The sequence below is a fragment of the Cytobacillus sp. S13-E01 genome (assembly GCF_029193815.1).
Classification (GTDB): Bacteria; Bacillota; Bacilli; order Bacillales; family Bacillaceae_L; genus Bacillus_BV.
In genome coordinates this window covers 95,993-115,244 of sequence record NZ_JARFVC010000008.1, presented here as the reverse complement: position 1 = coordinate 115,244, position 19,252 = coordinate 95,993, and the positions used below count along the sequence as shown (strand labels likewise).

Sequence of the window (19,252 nt, the reverse complement as noted above, 5' to 3'; positions counted from 1 at the left end):
GTGCGCCAACTAATCAAATAAGTGACAAAACAAACGAATTATGTGCGGAAAATCAACGTTTATGTGCCAAAAAGATCGATAATATGTGCAAACGCCTAAACACACTCAAAAAACGCCCAGGCAGATTACTTACCCAAGCGTCTCAATATAGTAAAGTGGCGCATGCACCAAAAATTATTCAGCGACTTTCTCTAAATTACCATTACGGTCCATTTTAAATTTTGTGGCAGGACGCTCTTCTTCATCAAATAAGACTAGTTTTCTCGCGCGATTCATGATTTTCATTAATGTTTCGTAATCCTCTTGAATAGAGACGGCACTTTGCTCAAGCTTAGACACCTTTTTCATAAGCTCTTCATTTTGCTTGATCATCTCGTTATTTTCTCTTTTTAATCTCTCATTCTCTCTATATAATGTTTCTGTATTGTTGTTTCTACCTTTTAATGAATGTAAAAAAGAGATTACGTGCTCAATTGAAACTGGAGCATTATTTTGTTTTGCAGGCTCACTAGTTTCAAATGTTTCAGTAAGCGAAGATCCAAACTCTTCAAGTACTGTTGCAGGTGGTGTATAGAGTAAGGTCTTTTTTACAGGCTGTTGTTGTCCAAGTGCTCGTTGTCTTTGTTTACGCTGTTTCTTTGACAGTGCAAGTGCTTTCTCGTAGTCATGTCTAACAACTGCATTCCATCGAAATCCACAAGCAGCAGATGTTCTATTTAAACGGTCTCCCACTTCTTCAAATGCATTTAACTGTGTGCTACCTTCACGTACATGTCTAAGTACAGTTTCTGCCAACAATAAATCATTTTCTTCTGACCAAGCATCTTGTCTTTCTTTCATTATACTCAACTCCCAATTTATATATAGTTTGGTTGCATGATTAAGCAATCATTGCTTTCTTTACTACTATCATTTCCAAGAGAATCAATGTTTATACTAAAAACCTTAAAAGGATACTAGATTTAATTTGATATCCGGTGAAAAGCGTCTGACTAGCAACACTCACGCCTGTGGCGAACTACTAAGTCAGCAAATCCCAATGGAAGAAGGTGGCGTTTGTCTCTGAAGGTTTTGGCTTATGACCCCAGGGCCGATAACGCTTGGAGCTAGACACCAAGATCAGATGGAATATTCAAAGTAACTACAGTCTTTTTTTGGAATTGGCTACGGATACTTGCAAAGAATGTCGATAAATTGTAAAATACCCCTTAGCGGATCAAGAGGTTAATGGGTGATAATTACCCTTGTAATAGGCAAAGCAAACCTTATGTGGTGAGCCATTTAATGCCTCCAAGAAGAAAGGATTTGTAACGGTATGACAAATGAATTTCGAATTTGTGATGACTGTCAGGCAACTAATGTTAAAACATTGCTTCCTCGTCTTAAAACAATAGATCCAAACGCTAAAATTGATATTGGCTGTCAGTCATATTGTGGACCGGGCAGAAAAAAATCGTTTGCGTTTGTAAACAATCGTCCTTTGTCAGCACTTAATGAAGATGAGCTGATCGAAAAAATAGATAAGAAGCTAAACAAGAACTAAAAAATCGCCTTTAATTTCAAAAAAGAGGTGATTTTTTATTGAAAAATTTGATGGCGAATTTTGTTCGAAAATGGGTTTTATTAAAAAAGATAAGAAAGCATAAAAATTTGAACCTAGTTTTAGTGTCTAGCTCCGAGCGCCATCGGCTCTATGGTATAAGCCAATCCGTCCGGAAGGTAAAGAACAACCTTCCAGCCGGCTTGTCTTATGCTTGACTGCACAGGATGTGCTGATGTCGATGTGCGCCACAGGACGTGGCGGGTTTTAATCGACGCGCCTTGCGCTTTTCTTACTACCATTAAACTATATAATAGATAACAAGCTATAGATGGAAGAGGTTACAGTCATGACAAATTCCAATGGAAAATTAAGTGAAGAAAAGGTATTTAAAGACCCTGTCCACCGTTACATCCACGTTAAAGATCAGCTGATTTGGGATCTAATTGCGACAGCGGAGTTCCAACGACTTCGTCGAATTCGTCAGCTTGGTACAACCTATCTTGTGTTCCACGGTGCGGAGCATAGTAGATTTAATCATTCATTAGGTGTGTATGAAATTGTCCGAAGAATTATTGATGATGGCTTTAAGGACAAACCACATTGGGATAATCAGGAACGGTTATTATGTCTTTGTGCAGCACTACTTCATGACTTAGGCCATGGTCCTTTTTCACATTCATTTGAAAAAGTGTTTCATCTTGATCACGAAGATTTTACTCAGAGTATTCTAGTAGGTGATACCGAGGTCAATGGAGTCCTTAGGAGAATGGGAAGTCAATTTCCTAAGAAAGTGGCGGAGGTCATTGCTAAAACCTATAAAAATAAGCTTGTCGTTAGCTTGATTTCTAGTCAAATTGATGCCGATCGCATGGATTATCTACAACGAGACGCGTACTATACAGGCGTTAGCTATGGACATTTCGATATGGAACGCATCTTACGTGTCATGCGCCCACAGGAGGATCAGGTTGTCATCAAGAATAGTGGCATGCATGCAGTAGAGGACTACATTATGAGCCGTTACCAAATGTACTGGCAAGTATATTTCCACCCTGTCACAAGAAGTGCAGAGGTGATCTTGACTAAAATTCTTCATCGAGCTAAAAAACTTCACCAAGAATACTACTCTTTTAAAATACAACCCATACATTTTTACTCGTTGTTCGAAGATGAACTTAACCTACAAGATTACTTAAAATTAGATGAATCAATTATTTTATATTATTTTCAAGCGTGGCAGGAAGAAGCTGACCCTATTTTAAGTGACTTATGTCGCCGATTTATTAACCGTAACTTATTTCAATATGCAGAATTTAGTCCAAATAATGAGCAAATGATGAAGCTGATGGAGCTTACAAGCTTATTTAAAAAGGCGGGTATCGATCCTGATTATTATTTGGTTGTTGATTCTTCCTCCGATTTACCCTATGATTTCTATCGTCCGGGTGAAGAAGAAGAGAGATTGCCAATTCATTTACAAATGCCAAATGGAGAATTACGTGAATTATCACGACAATCTGACATTGTCGATGCCATTTCTGGTAAAAGACGGACTGACCATAAATTATACTTTCCTCTAGATTTTATTAAGGATTTATCAACTAAGCGAAATATAAAGAAAAAAATACAAGAACTACTTGAGATTGAATAATAAGTTATGGAATCAATGTACATAACTTGCAAATTGGATTTTTTAAATGGGAGTGACGGGGCTTTGTTAACTGAACACGCAAAAATTATGAAGGCATTTTCGGAGGCTGGGGAAATAATCGGTCGAAAAAAGCTTCAGAAAATGATATATATAGCAAAAAAAGTAAATTTTCCTTTTTATGAAAGGTATGATTTTCATTTTTATGGTCCATATTCTGAGGAACTAACATTACGAGTAGAGGAACTATGTAACTTAGGCTTTTTAGATGAGATTAAAGAGAAAAAAGGTGGCTATTTTCAATACCGTTACACATTAACTGAAACAGGAGAGCAGTTTTTAAGTCACTACCAATTAGAGGATATGCCTCCACTAAAGGAATGTATAGTGGATTTAAATGAACAAAATGCGCGTTTCCTAGAATTAGTCTCGACCGTTCTTTATTTTGAAAATCTCGATAAAGCTGAGGTCGCAGAAAAAATTCAAACGCTAAAGAGTAAGCAAAGGTACACAGCCGACGAAATTACTGAGGCGTATGCTTATATCGAAAAGCTCCGAGGACAAGTAATCTGTTCATAAAGGAAACTTCCCTTAGTGGGGGTTTTCGTTCATCCCCCACTTTGTGGGTTAGTTGACCTTATAACTCTGGGGGCACGCACGTCCTGTGCGGCTACGCCTTACTTGAAACATCCCTTTAGCTATCCCGTTCTACCGAGGGCTATTCCTCTTTTAGAAGAAAGCACTCGGTAGAACACGATTCCCTTTGGTTTCCCCATTTAAACTTTTTCGTATTCTCTATGTTTTAAAGTGGGCGATTTAATGCCCGTTAATGCGGGATAAAAAAGGAGTTATTTGCACTTTGCTGCAAATAACTCCTTTTTGTATGGCGCCATCATTCCTGTGGTCATAAGCCAATCCCTTTAATAAGGAAAAACCACCTTCTTGAATAAACCGTCTTACGCTTGACTTGCACAGGATGTGTTGATGTCGATGTTCGCCACAGGACGTGGCGGGTTTTAATCGACGCGCCGATAGGCGGGCGCGCCTTTCGCTTTTCTTATTAATGTGGTAAAAATACTAATTGATAGAAGAACAAGACTGCAAATAAATAAACAAGTGGGTGAACTTCTTTCCATTTCCCTTTAACTACTTTCATTAATGGATATGAAATGAACCCTAATGCAATACCAGTAGCGATACTTGATGTTAAAGGCATGCTTAAAATAATTAAAAATGCCGGGAATGCTTCGTCTAATTCATTCCACTTGATGTGAGCAATGCTTCCCATCATTAAGCTCCCTACAATGATTAGAGCTGGTGCTGTAATCGCTGAAATCCCTGAAACTGCCCCTACAAGAGGGCCGAAGAAAGCTGCAACTCCAAATAAAATCGCAACAGTTAATGTTGTCAAGCCAGTCCTTCCACCAGCAGCAACACCAGCAGATGATTCGATATAGGCACTAGTTGGACTTGTACCAAACATAGCTCCAGCCGTTGTCGCAACAGAATCAGCAAGCAAAGCTTGGCGAGCGCGTGGCATTTTGTTGCCTTTCATCAAGCCAGCTTGTTGAGCAACTCCAACCATTGTTCCTGTCGTATCAAAAATAGTGACTAATAGGAATGAAAAAACAACAGCATATAGTCCATACTGAATGACATCACCAAATGCTGTGAATGGATTTGCAATGATAAACCCCTCAGATAAAGTTGGAAGGGAAACAAAGCCCTCGTTAAATTCTAATTGACCAGTTAAAAATGCAATGCCCCCTGTTATCAGCATCCCTATAAAAAGAGCGCCGTGCACATTTAGAGACATTAAGACAAGTGTAACTGCCAGTCCAACCAAGGCTAAGACAACTAAAGGATCACGAAGATCCCCTAGTGTTACTAGATTTGCTTCGTGTGCTATAACGATTCCAGTTAAACGTAGACCTATAAATGCAATAAATAAACCAATACCAGCTGTTATTCCATGCTTTAAATTCTCCGGTATTGCTTCAATTAATTTTTTACGAAAAGGAGTTAGTGATAAGATAACAAATATAATACCAGCAAGAAAGACGGCCGAAAATGCAACCTGATAGGAAATGTTTTCATTCCCACCTACAACGGAATATGCAAAATATGCGTTAAGCCCCATTCCTGGTGCAATTGCAATTGGATAATTAGCAAACAACGACATCCATAGTGTCCCGATAATTGTAGCGATAATGGTTGCCGTGAAAACTTGATTAAACGGTACACCAGCATCTGAGAGAATAACTGGATTTACAATAACGATATAAACCATTGTTAGAAATGTCGTAATACCAGCAATAACCTCTGTTCTTACATTTGTATGATGTTCAGCCAATTTAAACATTTAAGAAAACCTCCAATAAATACGAACGATTTAAACACACCTCTACTATAATATTCGCTTTAATGACTAAATGCAATGAATTTATCCGAAAAAAAGAAGCCTTTTCCTAGGCTTCCCCAAAACTTGCTTATTGATCACTAAGGCGTTTCCCACCTACGGCATAATGATTTTTAGACATCTCTTCAATAAAAACAGTAATTTTTTCTTTTGGTGCTCCGCTTGTTTCTGAAACAGCATCTGTTACTTTTTCAACTAGCGCTCTTTTCTGTTCTTCAGAACGACCTTCAAGCATTTTTACAGTAACGTACGGCATGTTGACCTCTCCTTATCTTACCTCATTTAATGGCGTTTATTGTTTTTTAAAACCTTATGTAAAAATACGTTTGGTCAGTAAACGTATTTTTAATTTCTTACATCATTATTGTATACTGATACTATATAGGAAATAAAGGAAAATGAAATGTTTTGAAAAAAATAACTTAAAGGGGAAAAAATGTGGAACAATTTTTAGCTTTTCCATTAGAACAAATTCCATATGTTGTTGCAGTGCTTCTTATTGCATTCACTGTGCATGAATTCGCCCATGCCTTTGTTGCCTATAAATTCGGAGACCCAACAGCTAAAAATCAAGGTAGACTAACACTATCACCTCTAGCCCACCTAGATCCAATTGGTACGATCCTAATTTTCATTGCTGGGTTTGGTTGGGCAAGACCAGTTCCTGTTAACCGCTTTTTCTTTAAAAGTCCAAGGCTAGCGGGTGTGCTTGTTTCAATTGCTGGACCCATCAGTAACTTAATTGTTGCTTCAATTGGATTGAGCTTGCTATTTTTACTTGTAAAGACCGGACTATTAGGATCAATGACTCCGACAGTACAGGATGGAGTAATTATGTTCTTTGAGATGCTTGTGTACTTAAATGTTCTGTTATTTGTCTTTAACCTATTGCCATTTCCACCACTAGACGGATACCGAATTTTAGAGGACTTAGCACCAGCTAACCTTAGAGCAAAAATGACACAATATGAAAGTTATGGAATAATCATTTTTCTGATTTTAGTCATAACACCACTTGATCAGTATACGATTCAACCAATCTTTAGCAAGGTCATACCTTTTGTAATTAATATATTACAAGGGATTTTTAGGCCGCTTTTTGGTTTATAAGTTATTTCAAAAGTAGATTTTTCATACAATATGTTAGTATTATGGGAAAGTAATTAAGAAAGTAGGAGGTATGAGTTCATGGAACAAAAGAAAAAAAATATAGGTTTTAATATCATCAAGAATGATCCTACTGATGGTCATGGTGGATATGGTGGGGGAGCGCTTAGCTTAGAAAACATTTCTCCCGTTTTTATAGATATCGAAAATGAAGATGTATTCGTTGATATCGGTGCAATGCATGGCAGAAGTGTAGTTGAAAAGGGGATTAAGTTCTTACCAAATAAGGAGGGCTTCCCAAATGCAAAACCGTTTTGGCTCGTATGGGTAACCATCGACCGAACAAAAGAAGGCGGTTACTATGCAGGTGTTACTGCTTGTGAAATGACAGTGGATAGAGAAATTCGCCGTGGCTATAAATCATTACCGGAACATGTGAACTTTATGGATAAATCATTAAAAAGAAAAATCATCGTTGATCACATGGATGATCCGTCTAAAAAGCTACTTTCGACCTTTTTGAAAAAACATGATGAAGGAATTTGGAATCGGTCTACTGATGAACTGAAAAAAGGATTAGAAGTAAAGGAATAGTTGGTGTCAATTTAGAGTTTTGTAACAATTTGTGACATTTATGTGAACAAATTGTGTGGGACTTGAGCTTTTTTAATAAAATAAGTAAACTAAATTTACAGTGTCTAACACTCACTGAAGCTAGGACACAAAAAGTCCCAGGAGCATTGCTCCTGGGATTTTTTGATGATATCAGAAATAGAATACGGTAAAAAGAGCAATCAGATGCCCGAAATCACGCAGAAAATAGAAAACGGTAACAAAAAGAGCAATCAGATGCCCGAAATCGTGAAAAAATAGAAAACGGTAACAAAAAAGAGCAATCAGATGCCCGAAATCATGAAAAAAATAGAAAACGGTAATCAAAAGGGCAATCAGATGCCCGAAAACGTGAAAAAAATAAAAAACGGTAATCAAAAGGGCAATCAGATGCCCGAAATCGTGAAAAAAATAAAAAACGGTAATCAAAAGGGCAATCAGATGCCCGAAATCATGAAAAAAATAGAAAACGGTAATCAAAAGAGCAATCAGATGCCCGAAATCGTGAAAAAATAGAAAACGGTAACAAAAAAGAGCAACCAGATGCCCGAAATCGTGAAAAAAATAGAAAACGGTAACCAAAAGGGCAATCAGATGCCCGAAATCATGAAAAAAATAGAAAACGGTAATCAAAAGGGCAATCAGATGCCCGAAATCATGAAAAAAATAGAAAACGGTAATCAAAAGAGCAATCAGATGCCCGAAATCATGAAAAAAATAGAAAACGGTAATCAAAAGAGCAATCAGATGCCCGAAATCATGAAAAAAATACAAAACGGTAACTAAAAGAGCAACCAGATGCCCGAAATCGTGAAAAAAATAAAAAACGGTAACCAAAAGAGCAATCAGATGCCCGAAAACGTGAAAAAAATAAAAAACGGTAATCAAAAGGGCAATCAGATGCCCGAAATCGTGAAAAAAATAAAAAACGGTAATCAAAAGGGCAATCAGATGCCCGAAATCGTGAAAAAAATAGAAAACGGTAACAAAAAGAGCTATCAGATGCCCTCGCCAACCAGTCTATAGTTATTCACTTGGAATTTAATAAAATAAGAAGAACTGCTATGCCCCATTATTCAAAAGTTTTTTGTAAGGACCTCCCAATTGTTTTCTTTGACTCATTTTTTTGCACCAATCACAAATAATATTTTTTGTTATTGTCTATTAAAACCAATCAAATATCCTCTTGAACCAGCCTTTATCCTTGTTCTTATCTTCTAAAGGTTGCTCTTCTTCTTCAATTGTTATTTGATTATCTAGGTGGTCCGTACAATATTCTGTTGGTTCAGTACCTTTTACGTAATAGGTTAGCCGTGAAACTGGGCACGATTCGGTAGCTAATTTTCCATTGTCTGGGTTTACATAGACGCCTTTAACTCCATCAGGGGGCTTAAAGGCTAGTACATTCAGTCCTTTGTGGGCTTCTTCCATGAAATTCGCCCAAATCTGTTTTGTGTATAATTTTTCTGCAGTCAGAGTTATTTTCTCATCCCGATCATAACCAGTCCAAATACCAGCAGTAAGCTGTGGAGAGAAGCCAATCATCCAGCTGTCTGTTTGTGTACTACCTGTCTTCCCTGCGTATTGTCGGGTAAGCTTATCATTAATTGTTTGACCAGTTACACGCGTATAATCATTCAGCTTTTCATCAAAGATTCCTGTCATCATATGTGTCGTCACAAATGCTAGGTTTGGATCTAGTATTTGTTGGTTCTCTGATTTGGCTTCATAAATAGTATCACCCTTATGATCAACAACCTTTTTAATGAAGATTGGCTCCACCTTTTTTCCACCATTAGCAATAATACTATACGCATTAACCATATCAATGACCTTAACACTAGACGTTCCTAATGCTAGGGAGGGTACGTTTACTAGTTTGCTTGAAATACCGAGTTTCTTTGCGGTATTCACAAGGTCGTTTTCTCCAATAAACACATGCGTTTTTACAGCATAGACATTATCAGAAAGTGCCAAAGCTTGTGCTAGTGTGATTTGATCATTTGCATAATAATTATTATAATTTTGTGGTGTATATTGGCTATTGCCCTCATCATAACGAAATGTCGTGACCTCACTTCTTAGTTCAGTAGAGGGGGTAAAACCATTCTCTAAGGCTGCGTAATAGAGAAATGGCTTGAAGGTTGAACCAGGCTGCCTTTGCGCTTGAGTTACTCGGTTAAATGGACTATCCTCGTAATTTCTTCCGCCTATAAGAGCCTTAACTTCCCCTGTATACTGATTCATTGCTATGAAACCTAGCTGAATGTTTGACTCAGGATTGATCACTTTGCTCATTTGCTCTTCAGCGATTTTCTGAAGCTTAGGATCAAGGGTTGTGTATACCCGCAACCCACCCATTTCAATTACACGATCCTCTATGTTTGTTTGTGACTGAAGTACTTTTTTTACAATATCCTGAAAATAGGGAGCGACATAATTTCTCTCTACATCGTCACTAGTTATAAAGGATAGCTTTGTGTTATAGACTTCGTCAGCTTTCCGTTTTGAAATATAGCCGTTTGTTACCATCGATTGGAGGATATCCAATTGACGACTTTTTGCTTTCTCTTTATTTATAAATGGTGAATAGCGGCTAGGTCCCTTAGGGATACCTGCTAACATGCTAGCTTCTGATAATGTTAAATCCTTTGCAGACTTTCCAAAATAGAAATTAGAAGCAGCTTCAATACCATATGCTCCATGGCCATAATAAATCGTATTTAGGTAACCTTCCAAGATTTCTTTTTTACTATAGTTCATTTCTAATCTTACTGTATAAAGTGCCTCTGTTATTTTTCGATTCCATGTTTTTTCATGCTCTAAAAATAAGTTGCGGGCATATTGTTGTGTGATGGTACTGGCACCTTGTACCTTTGCCATCGCTTTTATATCGGCAAGCGCTGCTGCTACTATCCGTTTATAGTCAAATCCATTATGCAAAAAGAAGTTTCGATCTTCAATTGATATAGTGGCATCTATAACTGCAGGTGCAATATCAGTTAAAGGAACCCAATAGCGCTTTTCACCACGGTGACTTTCACCAATGATTGATCCATCACTAGCATAAAATAGCGTCGTTTGTGGAACTGCTAACGGTGGTGCACCCTTTGTTTTTGCATAGGATAAAATACCGATAAAAAATAGCATTAAAAAGATTGATAGGATAAGACCAATAATAAAAAGCGCACGAAGATATTTTATTGTACTCTTCAAACGATCACTTGTAATGATTTCCAACTGATTTCACCTCCACTTAAAACCTCGAGCCGGTGGCATCCGGGGCTAGATACAAAAATTAAATTTAAAAACGCAGGGTATGCGTTTACTTTTAAATAAACGATCTCCATACCACAGTATTAGGCTATTCACTTCTTTTTAAACGTTTTCCAGTAAAAAAAATCTAGTGAATAGTCGGAAGTGAAAGAAGTGTCGAAAATCTTTGAATGACTATCGTTTTCTTTACATTTTTGCTAGTTTCCTCTATACTTTTTTCGTTAGCTTTGAATTATGGAATTCAAGGGAAATAATGGCATTATTTAGCGCTATGTTGTAGGGTGATGTATTTGTAAATTATCGTTTTGAAATGAATGCCTTAGGGTACTCTAAAAATAAATTGCAGGAAGAATGACCGTAGATAAGTCTTTGGTTATTTTTTTAGAAAGGAAGTTACAGAAATGGAATTATGGTTTACAGAAAAACAAACTGAGAATTTTGGAATTACGGCTAAAATTAAACAAACATTACATACAGAACAAACAGAGTTTCAAAAGTTGGATATGGTTGAAACAGAAGAGTTTGGAAACATGCTGATCCTTGATGGGATGGTTATGACAACTCAAAAGGATGAGTTCGTTTACCATGAAATGGTGGCCCATGTCCCGTTATTTACACACCCAAATCCTGAAAATGTATTGGTTGTTGGCGGTGGAGACGGTGGTGTTATCCGTGAAGTCCTTAAACACCCAAGTGTAAAGAAAGCGACATTAGTTGAAATTGATGGAAAAGTAATTGAGTACTCTAAAAAGTTTCTTCCTGAAATTGCAGGTAAATTAGATGACCCTCGTGTTGAAGTGAAAGTGGATGATGGCTTTATGCACATTGCGAAAAGTGAAAATGTGTATGATGTTATTATGGTTGACTCAACAGAACCAGTAGGTCCTGCGGTTAACTTATTTACAAAAGGATTTTATGCTGGAATTTCAAAAGCTCTTAAAGAGGATGGAGTATTTGTTGCCCAAACGGACAACCCTTGGTTTACTCCGGAACTAATTACAAATGTACAGCGTGATGTAAAAGAAATTTTTCCAATAACTCGTCTTTATATTGCAAGCATCCCAACATACCCAAGTGGTTTATGGACGTTCACGATTGGCTCAAAAAAGCATGATCCACTAGATGTAAGCGAAGACCGTTTCCATGAAATTGAAACAAAGTATTATACTAAGGAGCTACACAAAGCAGCTTTCGTATTACCTAAGTTTGTTGCTGATTTAGTAAAATAAGATTTCAACTTTAAAATAGGCGCCAATCCTTTGGTTAGGCGCCTATTACATATGGTAGAGGAAAACACAGGGCGCTCACTGATTGCCCAATGGTGGCGTCAGCAGGATAAGAAACATATACATTCTTATTTTTTAACAAAAACGGAGGGGATCGAAATGCGTTTTGATGAAGCCTATTCAGGTAATGTATTTATTAAAAGTCATCCTTCATTTGAGGAAAGCAAGGCAGTCATTTACGGAATGCCAATGGACTGGACAGTAAGCTTTCGCCCTGGTTCACGATTTGGCCCCGGGCGTATACGTGAAGTTTCAATTGGACTAGAGGAATATAGTGTATATTTAGATCGTCATTTGGAGGATGTTAAATACTTTGATGCAGGTGATATTCCACTTCCTTTTGGAAATCCTCAAAAAAGCATCGATGAAATTGAGCGATTTGTTGATGGAGTTTTAGCGAGTGATAAATTTCCTCTAGGAATGGGTGGAGAACATTTAGTATCATGGCCTGTCATTAAAGCGATGTATAAAAAGTATCCTGACCTAGCGGTAATTCATATGGACGCCCATACTGACTTACGTGAGGAGTATGAAGGGGAGCCATTATCTCATTCCACTCCAATTCGTAAGGCGTGTGAACTTATGGGTCCGCAAAATGTATATTCATTTGGAATTCGATCAGGAATGAAAGAAGAATTTCAGTGGGCAAAAGAGGTGGGAATGTACATTGCTAAGTTTGAGGTATTAGAACCATTAAAGGAAATTTTACCAACATTAACAGGTCGTCCTGTCTATGTAACAATTGATATAGATGTCCTTGACCCAGCACATGCACCTGGTACAGGAACAGTGGATGCAGGTGGAATTACATCTAAAGAGCTGTTGGCGTCCATTCATGAAATTGCAAGATCTAATGTATTTGTGGTTGGTTGCGATCTAGTTGAAGTAGCACCAATCTATGACCCATCAGAGCAAACAGCAAACACAGCAAGTAAACTAATCCGTGAAATGCTGTTAGGATGGGTTAAATAGAATATAAAACGCCAAACAGGACTGTTAATCATGCTTGTTTGGTATTTTTTTAGCCGTTCTTAGTCGGCTCCCCGGTATTCCCTAAAAAAATCGACTCCTTTCTAACAATCTGGCCGCAAACATTGAAGTTTTCTAGCAGAATGATTATACTAATGAAGTTATGGAAGTAGCCCGTAAACCACGTGGGCATGACCCCCGGGAGTAAGTTAGAGTTGTCAAAAAATGAAACCTACATATAAGGAAGTGCAATTTTTCGTGGATCAATCTCTAGCAGCTGGACACCCAATCAAAGTTAAGCTAGTAACGGAAATTCGGCAAGATAATAGAAAACAACATGTTGCAATTGAAGCAAATGGTCAATACTACATAAAAGATGATGCGACTTTTCTTCGATTTACCGAGCGACAAGAGGCTGGAGACGTCAATACGATTGTAAAAATATCTTCACATGGAGTACTTATTCTTCGTTCTGGTGCAGTAAAAATGCGTCAGGTTTTCATAAAAGGTAAACAAGCGATTGGAAGCTATGAAAGTCCATATGGTAGTTTTGAATTACTTACTGATACAAATAATATTGAATTTAAACCATCTAAACATTCTCATCGAAAAGGCAACCTTTTTCTTGCATACCTACTTCAGATGCAGGGAGACAAGGTTGGCAGATATACAATGACGATTACATATGAGGAGGCGAAATAACTTGAACATAGTTGATCAAGTAAAAGAGCGATTAAAAACCGAGGTGAAGGATGCTGTTGTCAAGGCAGGCCTAGCTACAGAGGATCAAATTCCAGATGTCGTATTAGAATTGCCTAAGGAAAAAGCACATGGTGATTATGCAACAAATATGGCAATGCAGCTAGCTAAAGTAGCAAAGAAAGCACCGAGAATGATAGCAGAAGAAATTGTAGATCATTTTGATAAATCAAAGGCTTCTATCGAAAAAATAGAAATAGCTGGACCTGGATTTATTAATTTTTATATGAATAATAGCTATCTAGCGGAATTAGTTCCTACTATATTAAAAGCTGGACCTCACTATGGCGAGACAAATTTAGGTAATAATAAAAAGGTTCAGGTTGAATTTGTATCTGCAAACCCAACAGGTGATCTGCACTTAGGGCATGCGCGTGGAGCTGCGGTAGGAGACACTTTATGTAATATTATGGCCAAAGCAGGCTTTGATGTTTCGAGGGAGTACTATATCAATGATGCAGGTAACCAAATCAACAACCTAGCATTATCAGTTGAAGCACGTTATTTCCAAGCACTGGGTCTTAATAAGTCTATGCCAGAAGATGGGTATCAAGGTGAAGATATTATCGGTATAGGTGCAAAGCTTGCTAAAGAGTTCGGTGATAAATATGTAAATGTAGAGGAAACAGAGCGATTAGCATTATTCCGTGAATATGGTCTAAAATATGAAATGGCCAAGCTTCAAAAAGATTTACAAGAATTTAGAGTTGAATTTGATGAGTGGTACTCAGAAACAACTCTTTATCATAATGGTAAAATTGACGATGCACTTGGGGCATTACGTGAGAAGGGGCACATCTATGAAGAAGATGGTGCGACATGGTTCCGTTCAACTACATTTGGTGATGATAAAGACCGCGTTTTAATTAAAAATGACGGATCATATACGTACTTAACCCCTGACATTGCATACCACCAAGATAAGCTTAAGCGTGGATTTGAAAAGCTAATCAACATTTGGGGTGCCGATCATCATGGGTATATTCCACGTATGAAAGCCGCCATTCAAGCTCTTGGTTATGGTGCAGATACATTGGAAGTAGAGATTATTCAGCTTGTGCACCTATATAAAAATGGTGAAAAGATGAAGATGAGTAAGCGTACAGGAAAAGCGGTAACGATGCGCGATTTAATTGAAGAGGTAGGGCTTGATGCGGTTCGTTATTTCTTTGCAATGAGAAGCGCTGATACCCATTTAGACTTTGATTTAGACTTAGCAGTTTCCCAGTCAAATGAAAACCCTGTTTATTATGCACAGTATGCACACGCACGTATTTGTAGTATGCTTCGTCAAGGTGCAGAAATGGGTATTTCTTACGGAACTAAGCTTGATTTAATAAATACCGAAAAAGAAGTTGAATTATTAAAGAAACTTGGGGAGTTCCCTGCGGCCGTTTCAGAAGCTGCTGATAAACGACTTCCACATCGCATTACCAATTATATTATGGAACTCTCTTCAACACTTCATAGCTTCTACAATGCTGAGAAGGTGTTAGATACAGAGAACCTTGAGCGCACAGCAGCACGTTTAGCTTTAATGAAGGCTGTTCAAATTACTTTACAAAATTCATTAGCATTAATTGGCGTTTCAGCTCCAGAAAAAATGTAAATCATATCCCAAGCCCTCTCACTCACTGAATAGGAGTAGAGGGCCTTTCTATTGGTCAAAATAACAAAATAGACTCTATCCATATGGAGGTTTTTTAAAGATGAAAGAAGTAATTTTATCATTGTTAACAGGTATAATTGTAGGGTTTTTATTTGCACTATTGAAGCTACCAATCCCTGCACCGCCAGCGCTTGCGGGTGTAACAGGGATTGTTGGGGTTTATCTTGGGTTTAAGCTATTTCAAATGATTGCACCAATGTTTGCTAAATAAAGAGGGACAGTTTCTTGTCCCATTATTTATTTATTGTCCTATATGTGCGTTACCGATTTTAGTTCCTATTTGGCATCCCTGCTGGATAATAGTAAGGTGGGATTTTAATCCAGCCTCGTTTTCTCATGAGAGTTTTAAGTGTAGCTCCAAATGTAACGGTTTCGGTGTAAAATTCAATCCATAGCATCCCTAAATCATTACGAATAACGTCAGCTTGACCTTTTCCACACATTGTCATTAGAATCACAAGCTTAAAGGCTACTCCATTTGTAATTTCATCATCTGTTAATTTAACGCCTAGAGGAACCGCATTTGGCTGGGAATCTGGTTTTGCAGGTGTCACATCAGGAAGAGAGATGCCTTCTTTAGTCATAAACTGACTCATCCGCTTAGCTTGTGATTCACACATTTTTACTGCATCTGTTAACATTTCTCTCACTTCATCATCTACTGTTGTATTTAAGCCAATCTCTTCATAGCGAATAAATTCTTCAAGGGTAGCAAGATACTTCCAGCAATCACCAACTTCAATAACGTGTAATGGTGATTTTGGTTCATCATCAACACGTGTTTTTAAAAAATTCCATGCTGCTTCAATGGGATTTCCCAATTAATTTCCACTCCTTTCCCCATTAATTTACCCAAGAAAAAATAATATAAGCCCGATTTACATTTTTAATGAAGGGTAAACTAAATTAACTCTACTAAAGGGGGGTTGTTATGACTAAAAAAACAATACAACAGGAGGAGAGAGCTCGAAACATTTCAGGCTCCTTCCAAGTTGCGGACGATAAAAGACAAAAGGATTTACAGGATATTGACAATGAACAGGGGTTAGATGAGGAATCAATCTATTACGCACGCCAATTTATGGAGGATTAAGAAAGTGGATGTCGGGGTAAGTGATGCCTGACATCCACTTTTTTGATTGTTTAGGAATTTACAAAATTGTAAGGTTGTGTATAACCTCGTGTCTTTGTCTATCTACGTCTAGCTCCGGGCGCCCTGCGCTTTTCATACTTGGATACCTTGTTAAATAGATATTACTACTTAATTATGAAGGTTGAATTGGAATTGTTTTGGAAATATATGCAAGTTCTTCCGATTTATGTGCAGAAATCTACAGTTTATGTGCGGAAACTGATGGATTAAGTGCAAAAATCCATATAATATGTGCAGAAATCCCGGGAATATGTGCATTTGATTCAATTTGTTCAATACTAATTCCTTGCTCATCAACTGTCTGAAGAGTCCCTAGACATGTCAGCTACCACTCAACAGTCCCGCCATCAATCCGCTTAACACCGCGAATTTTTGAGATGTCTTCAATCAACTGAAGACATGCTTTATCCTTTTGTTTTGCTTCAATCATGATGTCGTAATCTTGACCTAGTTCTTTTGTTAGTTTTAGAAAAGGTAAAATGAATTCCAAGTCTACGTAATCAGCGTGACTTCTAAATTCTTTTTCTGATTTAGGTGAAGAAATATGTACTTTTGGAATGATGTCAAAGTGGTCCCATGTTGAAAACACACTAGGTAATAGTTCGGTTAGCCCTGTAGCTCCAAGGTTGGCTTGATGGTGATGATAGTCAAAGACCATTGGGATGTTTTCCTTTTTACAAACGTCAAGTGTTTCTTCAGTTGTATAGGTTTTATCATCATTTTCAAGCGTCATTCGCTTTTTTACATTCTCAGGCAATTTTTTAATGTTCCTATGAAACCTTTTAACAGCTTCAGCTTTATCTCCATACGCACCACCTACATGAATGTTGATATTTGACTGGTTGGCAAGACCCATTCCATCTAATAAATGATAGTGGTATTTCATATCGGTAACAGCATTATCACTTATATGCTCTTTGTCGCTAGTGAACAAAGTAAATTGGTTTGGGTGAAAGCTTACGCGTAGATGAAACATTTTTACTAATCTCCCAATTTCAGCTAACTCTCGCTTGAAAATAGACTGGAAATCCCACATGACCTCAGGATGTGTGGCCAAGGGTACAATGGAAGAAGACATTCGATACAAATGAAGTTCATGTGAAAGATTATAATAAATCATTCGAAGCGTACTTTTAAGATTATGTTTCGTTATTTCTTTTAACTTTTGCTCTCGATCACTTTTCTCGAGTTGTTTCCATCTTGTAAAAGTCATCGTTTTGGAAGGTGAACAGTCCCAAAGTGACAAAGCAGTAGAAACATAACCAAACCGTATTCTCATCTATCATAAATTCCTCCTGTCATGAAAATGGAAAAGAAAGGGTCTTGCTACGACCCTATATTATAAAAAGTGTGATAATAAAGTTGAAATTGACTCTTTGCTTTTTTGTAAAAATGTGCGTTTTTTGAGATCATTTAATGTTAATTCAGTAGAACTAGCGATGTCTTCATGGATTTTTCCTTTTACATGTTGAATAAAAAATGGATCATAAATATAGCAATTAATCTCGTGGTTTAAATAGAGACTACGTTTATCAAAATTGGCCGTCCCGATATCACACATGATGTCATCTATTATAAATACCTTTGCGTGATAAAAACCTTTAAGGTACATAAGGATTCGTGCACCAGCTTGCATTAAAGGGGAAAAATAAGGATATGCAGCATCTTTTACAAAAGGATGATCTGCCTTGTTTGGGATTAATACATTTACTTTAACGCCTCGTTTTAAAGCCTCTAATAAGCCATTCATAACTTTGGCCCCTGGAATAAAATATGGTGAACCAATGGTAATTTCCTTTTTAGCAGTGTTAATTAGCTCGAGAAAATGACTTTGTAAGTATGCCCCATCGGTTGGTACTACTTTCATACTACTTTGTCCGGCTGGTAATGGCGGAAAGAATATAGGATTTGCAAACAAATCAACATTTGTTGCATCGCTCCAATCATATAAAAATTGTTTTTGAAGATCCTGAACACCTTCCCCATCAATTTTTAAGTGATAATCCCGCCAAAAGCCATACTTTGGATCTCTTCCGAGGTATTCCTTACCAACATTAAAGCCACCAACATAACCAATTTTCCCGTCGAAAACAGTAATTTTTCTATGGTTTCTAGCATTTAATGTGTAAAATAAAAAGGGGAATCTAGGTTTATGACCAAGCTGAAAATGGACTCCGCTTTTTTTCAGTTCTTTCCTCATTTGTTTTGAAACTTTACTACCGACCCAGTCAACCAATAGTCGAACCTCTACGCCCTCTTGTGCTTTCTTTTGCAATAAGTTTAAGAAGGTTGTGCTTATTTCATCATCCTTTACGATGTAAAATATAATGTGTATATGGTCTTTTGCATTCTTTAATTCATTAAAATAGTTTTCAAAAAGTTCATTGCCATTCGTGAACAATTTTATATTGCTTTTTCGTAAAGGATATTCACGTTTGTTTACCTTATTAAGGTGATTTTTACGTCCAAGCTTGTAATCAATCCGGAGCCACAAGAATATAATCAGTAGTATGACAAATACCACAACAGTTAGTGTCATATGTTTGCAACCCCTCTCAGTAGGTTCTATTAGTGTAGACTAAATACCGAAAAAATATTTTAATCTCTTTAGAGAGAAATGAGTAGGTGGGTTATTTTAAATATTTTTCCTGATTTTTTCTGCATAAATGTGTTGACTGAATGCTCATTCATAATATAATGGATATAGGAAGTAAAGTCAGAATATTAATTTCTTTTGAAATGTTCGAAAGCAATTTCTACTTTTGAATAAGCAATTCTGCCTAAATTATTCATTTTTTGGATCGGGGTATA

At 37.2% G+C, this 19,252-nt stretch carries 21 protein-coding genes; 14 read left to right on the top strand and 7 right to left on the bottom strand.

The window, feature by feature from the left end:
* Positions 1-174 precede the first annotated feature (174 nt).
* Entirely contained in the window at positions 175-840 is a 666-nt protein-coding gene (locus PY093_RS08065; RefSeq protein ID WP_275645371.1) for an RsfA family transcriptional regulator, read from the bottom strand.
* Positions 841-1,315: 475 nt separating this feature from the next.
* Here PY093_RS08065 and PY093_RS08060 point away from each other — a divergent pair, with 475 nt between their 5' ends.
* From PY093_RS08060 to PY093_RS08050, 3 genes are all read left to right on the top strand, one after another.
* Positions 1,316-1,543 (top strand): YuzB family protein, encoded by a 228-nt coding sequence (locus PY093_RS08060; protein WP_275645370.1) that lies wholly within the window; start codon positions 1,316-1,318, stop codon positions 1,541-1,543.
* Positions 1,544-1,889: 346 nt separating this feature from the next.
* Positions 1,890-3,194, top strand: a complete 1,305-nt coding sequence (locus PY093_RS08055) for an HD domain-containing protein (RefSeq protein ID WP_275645369.1) — start codon at positions 1,890-1,892, stop codon at positions 3,192-3,194.
* Between the two features lie 63 nt (positions 3,195-3,257).
* On the top strand, positions 3,258-3,770 hold the full coding sequence (locus PY093_RS08050) for a YwgA family protein (protein ID WP_275645368.1): 513 nt from the start codon (positions 3,258-3,260) through the stop codon (positions 3,768-3,770).
* A gap of 481 nt (positions 3,771-4,251) precedes the next feature.
* Here the strand turns inward: PY093_RS08050 and PY093_RS08045 are convergent, their stop codons facing one another.
* Both PY093_RS08045 and PY093_RS08040 read right to left on the bottom strand, forming a co-directional pair.
* Complete coding sequence (locus tag PY093_RS08045; RefSeq protein WP_275645367.1) at positions 4,252-5,553, bottom strand: NCS2 family permease; 1,302 nt, start codon at positions 5,551-5,553, stop codon at positions 4,252-4,254.
* Positions 5,554-5,680: 127 nt separating this feature from the next.
* On the bottom strand, positions 5,681-5,866 hold the full coding sequence (locus PY093_RS08040) for a 2-hydroxymuconate tautomerase (RefSeq protein ID WP_275645366.1): 186 nt from the start codon (positions 5,864-5,866) through the stop codon (positions 5,681-5,683).
* 182 nt (positions 5,867-6,048) lie between these two features.
* Here PY093_RS08040 and PY093_RS08035 point away from each other — a divergent pair, with 182 nt between their 5' ends.
* From PY093_RS08035 to PY093_RS08015, 5 genes are all read left to right on the top strand, one after another.
* Positions 6,049-6,720, top strand: coding sequence for a site-2 protease family protein (locus PY093_RS08035; protein ID WP_275645365.1), 672 nt, complete (start codon positions 6,049-6,051; stop codon positions 6,718-6,720).
* Positions 6,721-6,798: 78 nt separating this feature from the next.
* A complete protein-coding gene (locus tag PY093_RS08030) occupies positions 6,799-7,311 on the top strand; it encodes a YwhD family protein (RefSeq protein ID WP_275645364.1) in 513 nt (170 codons plus the stop codon).
* A 306-nt stretch (positions 7,312-7,617) separates the two neighbouring features.
* Positions 7,618-7,845, top strand: a complete 228-nt coding sequence (locus PY093_RS08025; protein WP_275645363.1) for a hypothetical protein — start codon at positions 7,618-7,620, stop codon at positions 7,843-7,845.
* Between the two features lie 27 nt (positions 7,846-7,872).
* Positions 7,873-8,115: a hypothetical protein gene (locus tag PY093_RS08020; protein WP_275645362.1), complete on the top strand. Its 243-nt coding sequence runs from the start codon at positions 7,873-7,875 to the stop codon at positions 8,113-8,115.
* Between the two features lie 12 nt (positions 8,116-8,127).
* Positions 8,128-8,355, top strand: coding sequence for a hypothetical protein (locus PY093_RS08015; protein WP_275645361.1), 228 nt, complete (start codon positions 8,128-8,130; stop codon positions 8,353-8,355).
* A 138-nt stretch (positions 8,356-8,493) separates the two neighbouring features.
* On the opposite strand, the gene PY093_RS08010 is transcribed toward PY093_RS08015, so the two are convergent.
* The gene (locus tag PY093_RS08010; protein ID WP_275645360.1) at positions 8,494-10,569 is read right to left on the bottom strand and encodes a transglycosylase domain-containing protein; all 2,076 of its coding nucleotides are present in this window, start codon (positions 10,567-10,569) and stop codon (positions 8,494-8,496) included.
* A gap of 437 nt (positions 10,570-11,006) precedes the next feature.
* Here PY093_RS08010 and speE point away from each other — a divergent pair, with 437 nt between their 5' ends.
* The 5 genes from speE (at position 11,007) to PY093_RS07985 (ending at position 15,499) form a co-directional block, all read left to right on the top strand.
* A complete protein-coding gene (gene speE, locus PY093_RS08005; RefSeq protein WP_275645359.1) occupies positions 11,007-11,834 on the top strand; it encodes a spermidine synthase in 828 nt (275 codons plus the stop codon).
* A 156-nt stretch (positions 11,835-11,990) separates the two neighbouring features.
* Positions 11,991-12,863 (top strand): agmatinase, encoded by an 873-nt coding sequence (speB, locus tag PY093_RS08000; RefSeq protein WP_275645358.1) that lies wholly within the window; start codon positions 11,991-11,993, stop codon positions 12,861-12,863.
* A gap of 222 nt (positions 12,864-13,085) precedes the next feature.
* The gene (locus PY093_RS07995) at positions 13,086-13,562 is read left to right on the top strand and encodes a YwiB family protein (protein WP_275645357.1); all 477 of its coding nucleotides are present in this window, start codon (positions 13,086-13,088) and stop codon (positions 13,560-13,562) included.
* Between the two features lies 1 nt (position 13,563).
* Positions 13,564-15,228, top strand: a complete 1,665-nt coding sequence (gene argS / locus PY093_RS07990; protein ID WP_275645356.1) for an arginine--tRNA ligase — start codon at positions 13,564-13,566, stop codon at positions 15,226-15,228.
* Between the two features lie 100 nt (positions 15,229-15,328).
* Positions 15,329-15,499 (top strand): XapX domain-containing protein, encoded by a 171-nt coding sequence (locus PY093_RS07985; protein WP_275645355.1) that lies wholly within the window; start codon positions 15,329-15,331, stop codon positions 15,497-15,499.
* Positions 15,500-15,557: 58 nt separating this feature from the next.
* Here PY093_RS07985 and PY093_RS07980 read toward each other — a convergent pair whose 3' ends face one another.
* Positions 15,558-16,109 carry a DUF3231 family protein gene (locus PY093_RS07980; RefSeq protein ID WP_275645354.1) on the bottom strand — a complete coding sequence of 184 codons (552 nt, stop codon included), beginning with the start codon at positions 16,107-16,109 and terminating at the stop codon, positions 15,558-15,560.
* 110 nt (positions 16,110-16,219) lie between these two features.
* Here PY093_RS07980 and PY093_RS07975 point away from each other — a divergent pair, with 110 nt between their 5' ends.
* Positions 16,220-16,381 carry a hypothetical protein gene (locus PY093_RS07975; RefSeq protein WP_275645353.1) on the top strand — a complete coding sequence of 54 codons (162 nt, stop codon included), beginning with the start codon at positions 16,220-16,222 and terminating at the stop codon, positions 16,379-16,381.
* Between the two features lie 385 nt (positions 16,382-16,766).
* Here the strand turns inward: PY093_RS07975 and uvsE are convergent, their stop codons facing one another.
* Complete coding sequence (gene uvsE / locus PY093_RS07970; protein WP_275645352.1) at positions 16,767-17,720, bottom strand: UV DNA damage repair endonuclease UvsE; 954 nt, start codon at positions 17,718-17,720, stop codon at positions 16,767-16,769.
* Positions 17,721-17,780: 60 nt separating this feature from the next.
* Positions 17,781-18,965, bottom strand: a complete 1,185-nt coding sequence (cls, locus tag PY093_RS07965; RefSeq protein WP_275645411.1) for a cardiolipin synthase — start codon at positions 18,963-18,965, stop codon at positions 17,781-17,783.
* Positions 18,966-19,252 lie beyond the last annotated feature (287 nt).

Coding starts and splice junctions, on each gene's coding strand:
- PY093_RS07995 (WP_275645357.1), top strand. CDS start 13,086: ATGAAACCTACATATAAGGAAGTGCAATTTTTCGTGGATCAATCTCTA.
- PY093_RS08055 (WP_275645369.1), top strand. CDS start 1,890: ATGACAAATTCCAATGGAAAATTAAGTGAAGAAAAGGTATTTAAAGAC.
- PY093_RS08040 (WP_275645366.1), bottom strand. CDS start 5,866: ATGCCGTACGTTACTGTAAAAATGCTTGAAGGTCGTTCTGAAGAACAG.
- PY093_RS07975 (WP_275645353.1), top strand. CDS start 16,220: ATGACTAAAAAAACAATACAACAGGAGGAGAGAGCTCGAAACATTTCA.
- PY093_RS08015 (WP_275645361.1), top strand. CDS start 8,128: ATGCCCGAAATCGTGAAAAAAATAAAAAACGGTAACCAAAAGAGCAAT.
- PY093_RS08030 (WP_275645364.1), top strand. CDS start 6,799: ATGGAACAAAAGAAAAAAAATATAGGTTTTAATATCATCAAGAATGAT.
- PY093_RS08020 (WP_275645362.1), top strand. CDS start 7,873: ATGCCCGAAATCGTGAAAAAAATAGAAAACGGTAACCAAAAGGGCAAT.
- PY093_RS08060 (WP_275645370.1), top strand. CDS start 1,316: ATGACAAATGAATTTCGAATTTGTGATGACTGTCAGGCAACTAATGTT.
- speB (WP_275645358.1), top strand. CDS start 11,991: ATGCGTTTTGATGAAGCCTATTCAGGTAATGTATTTATTAAAAGTCAT.
- uvsE (WP_275645352.1), bottom strand. CDS start 17,720: ATGAGAATACGGTTTGGTTATGTTTCTACTGCTTTGTCACTTTGGGAC.
- PY093_RS08045 (WP_275645367.1), bottom strand. CDS start 5,553: ATGTTTAAATTGGCTGAACATCATACAAATGTAAGAACAGAGGTTATT.
- PY093_RS08065 (WP_275645371.1), bottom strand. CDS start 840: ATGAAAGAAAGACAAGATGCTTGGTCAGAAGAAAATGATTTATTGTTG.
- PY093_RS08025 (WP_275645363.1), top strand. CDS start 7,618: ATGCCCGAAATCATGAAAAAAATAGAAAACGGTAATCAAAAGGGCAAT.
- PY093_RS07985 (WP_275645355.1), top strand. CDS start 15,329: ATGAAAGAAGTAATTTTATCATTGTTAACAGGTATAATTGTAGGGTTT.
- speE (WP_275645359.1), top strand. CDS start 11,007: ATGGAATTATGGTTTACAGAAAAACAAACTGAGAATTTTGGAATTACG.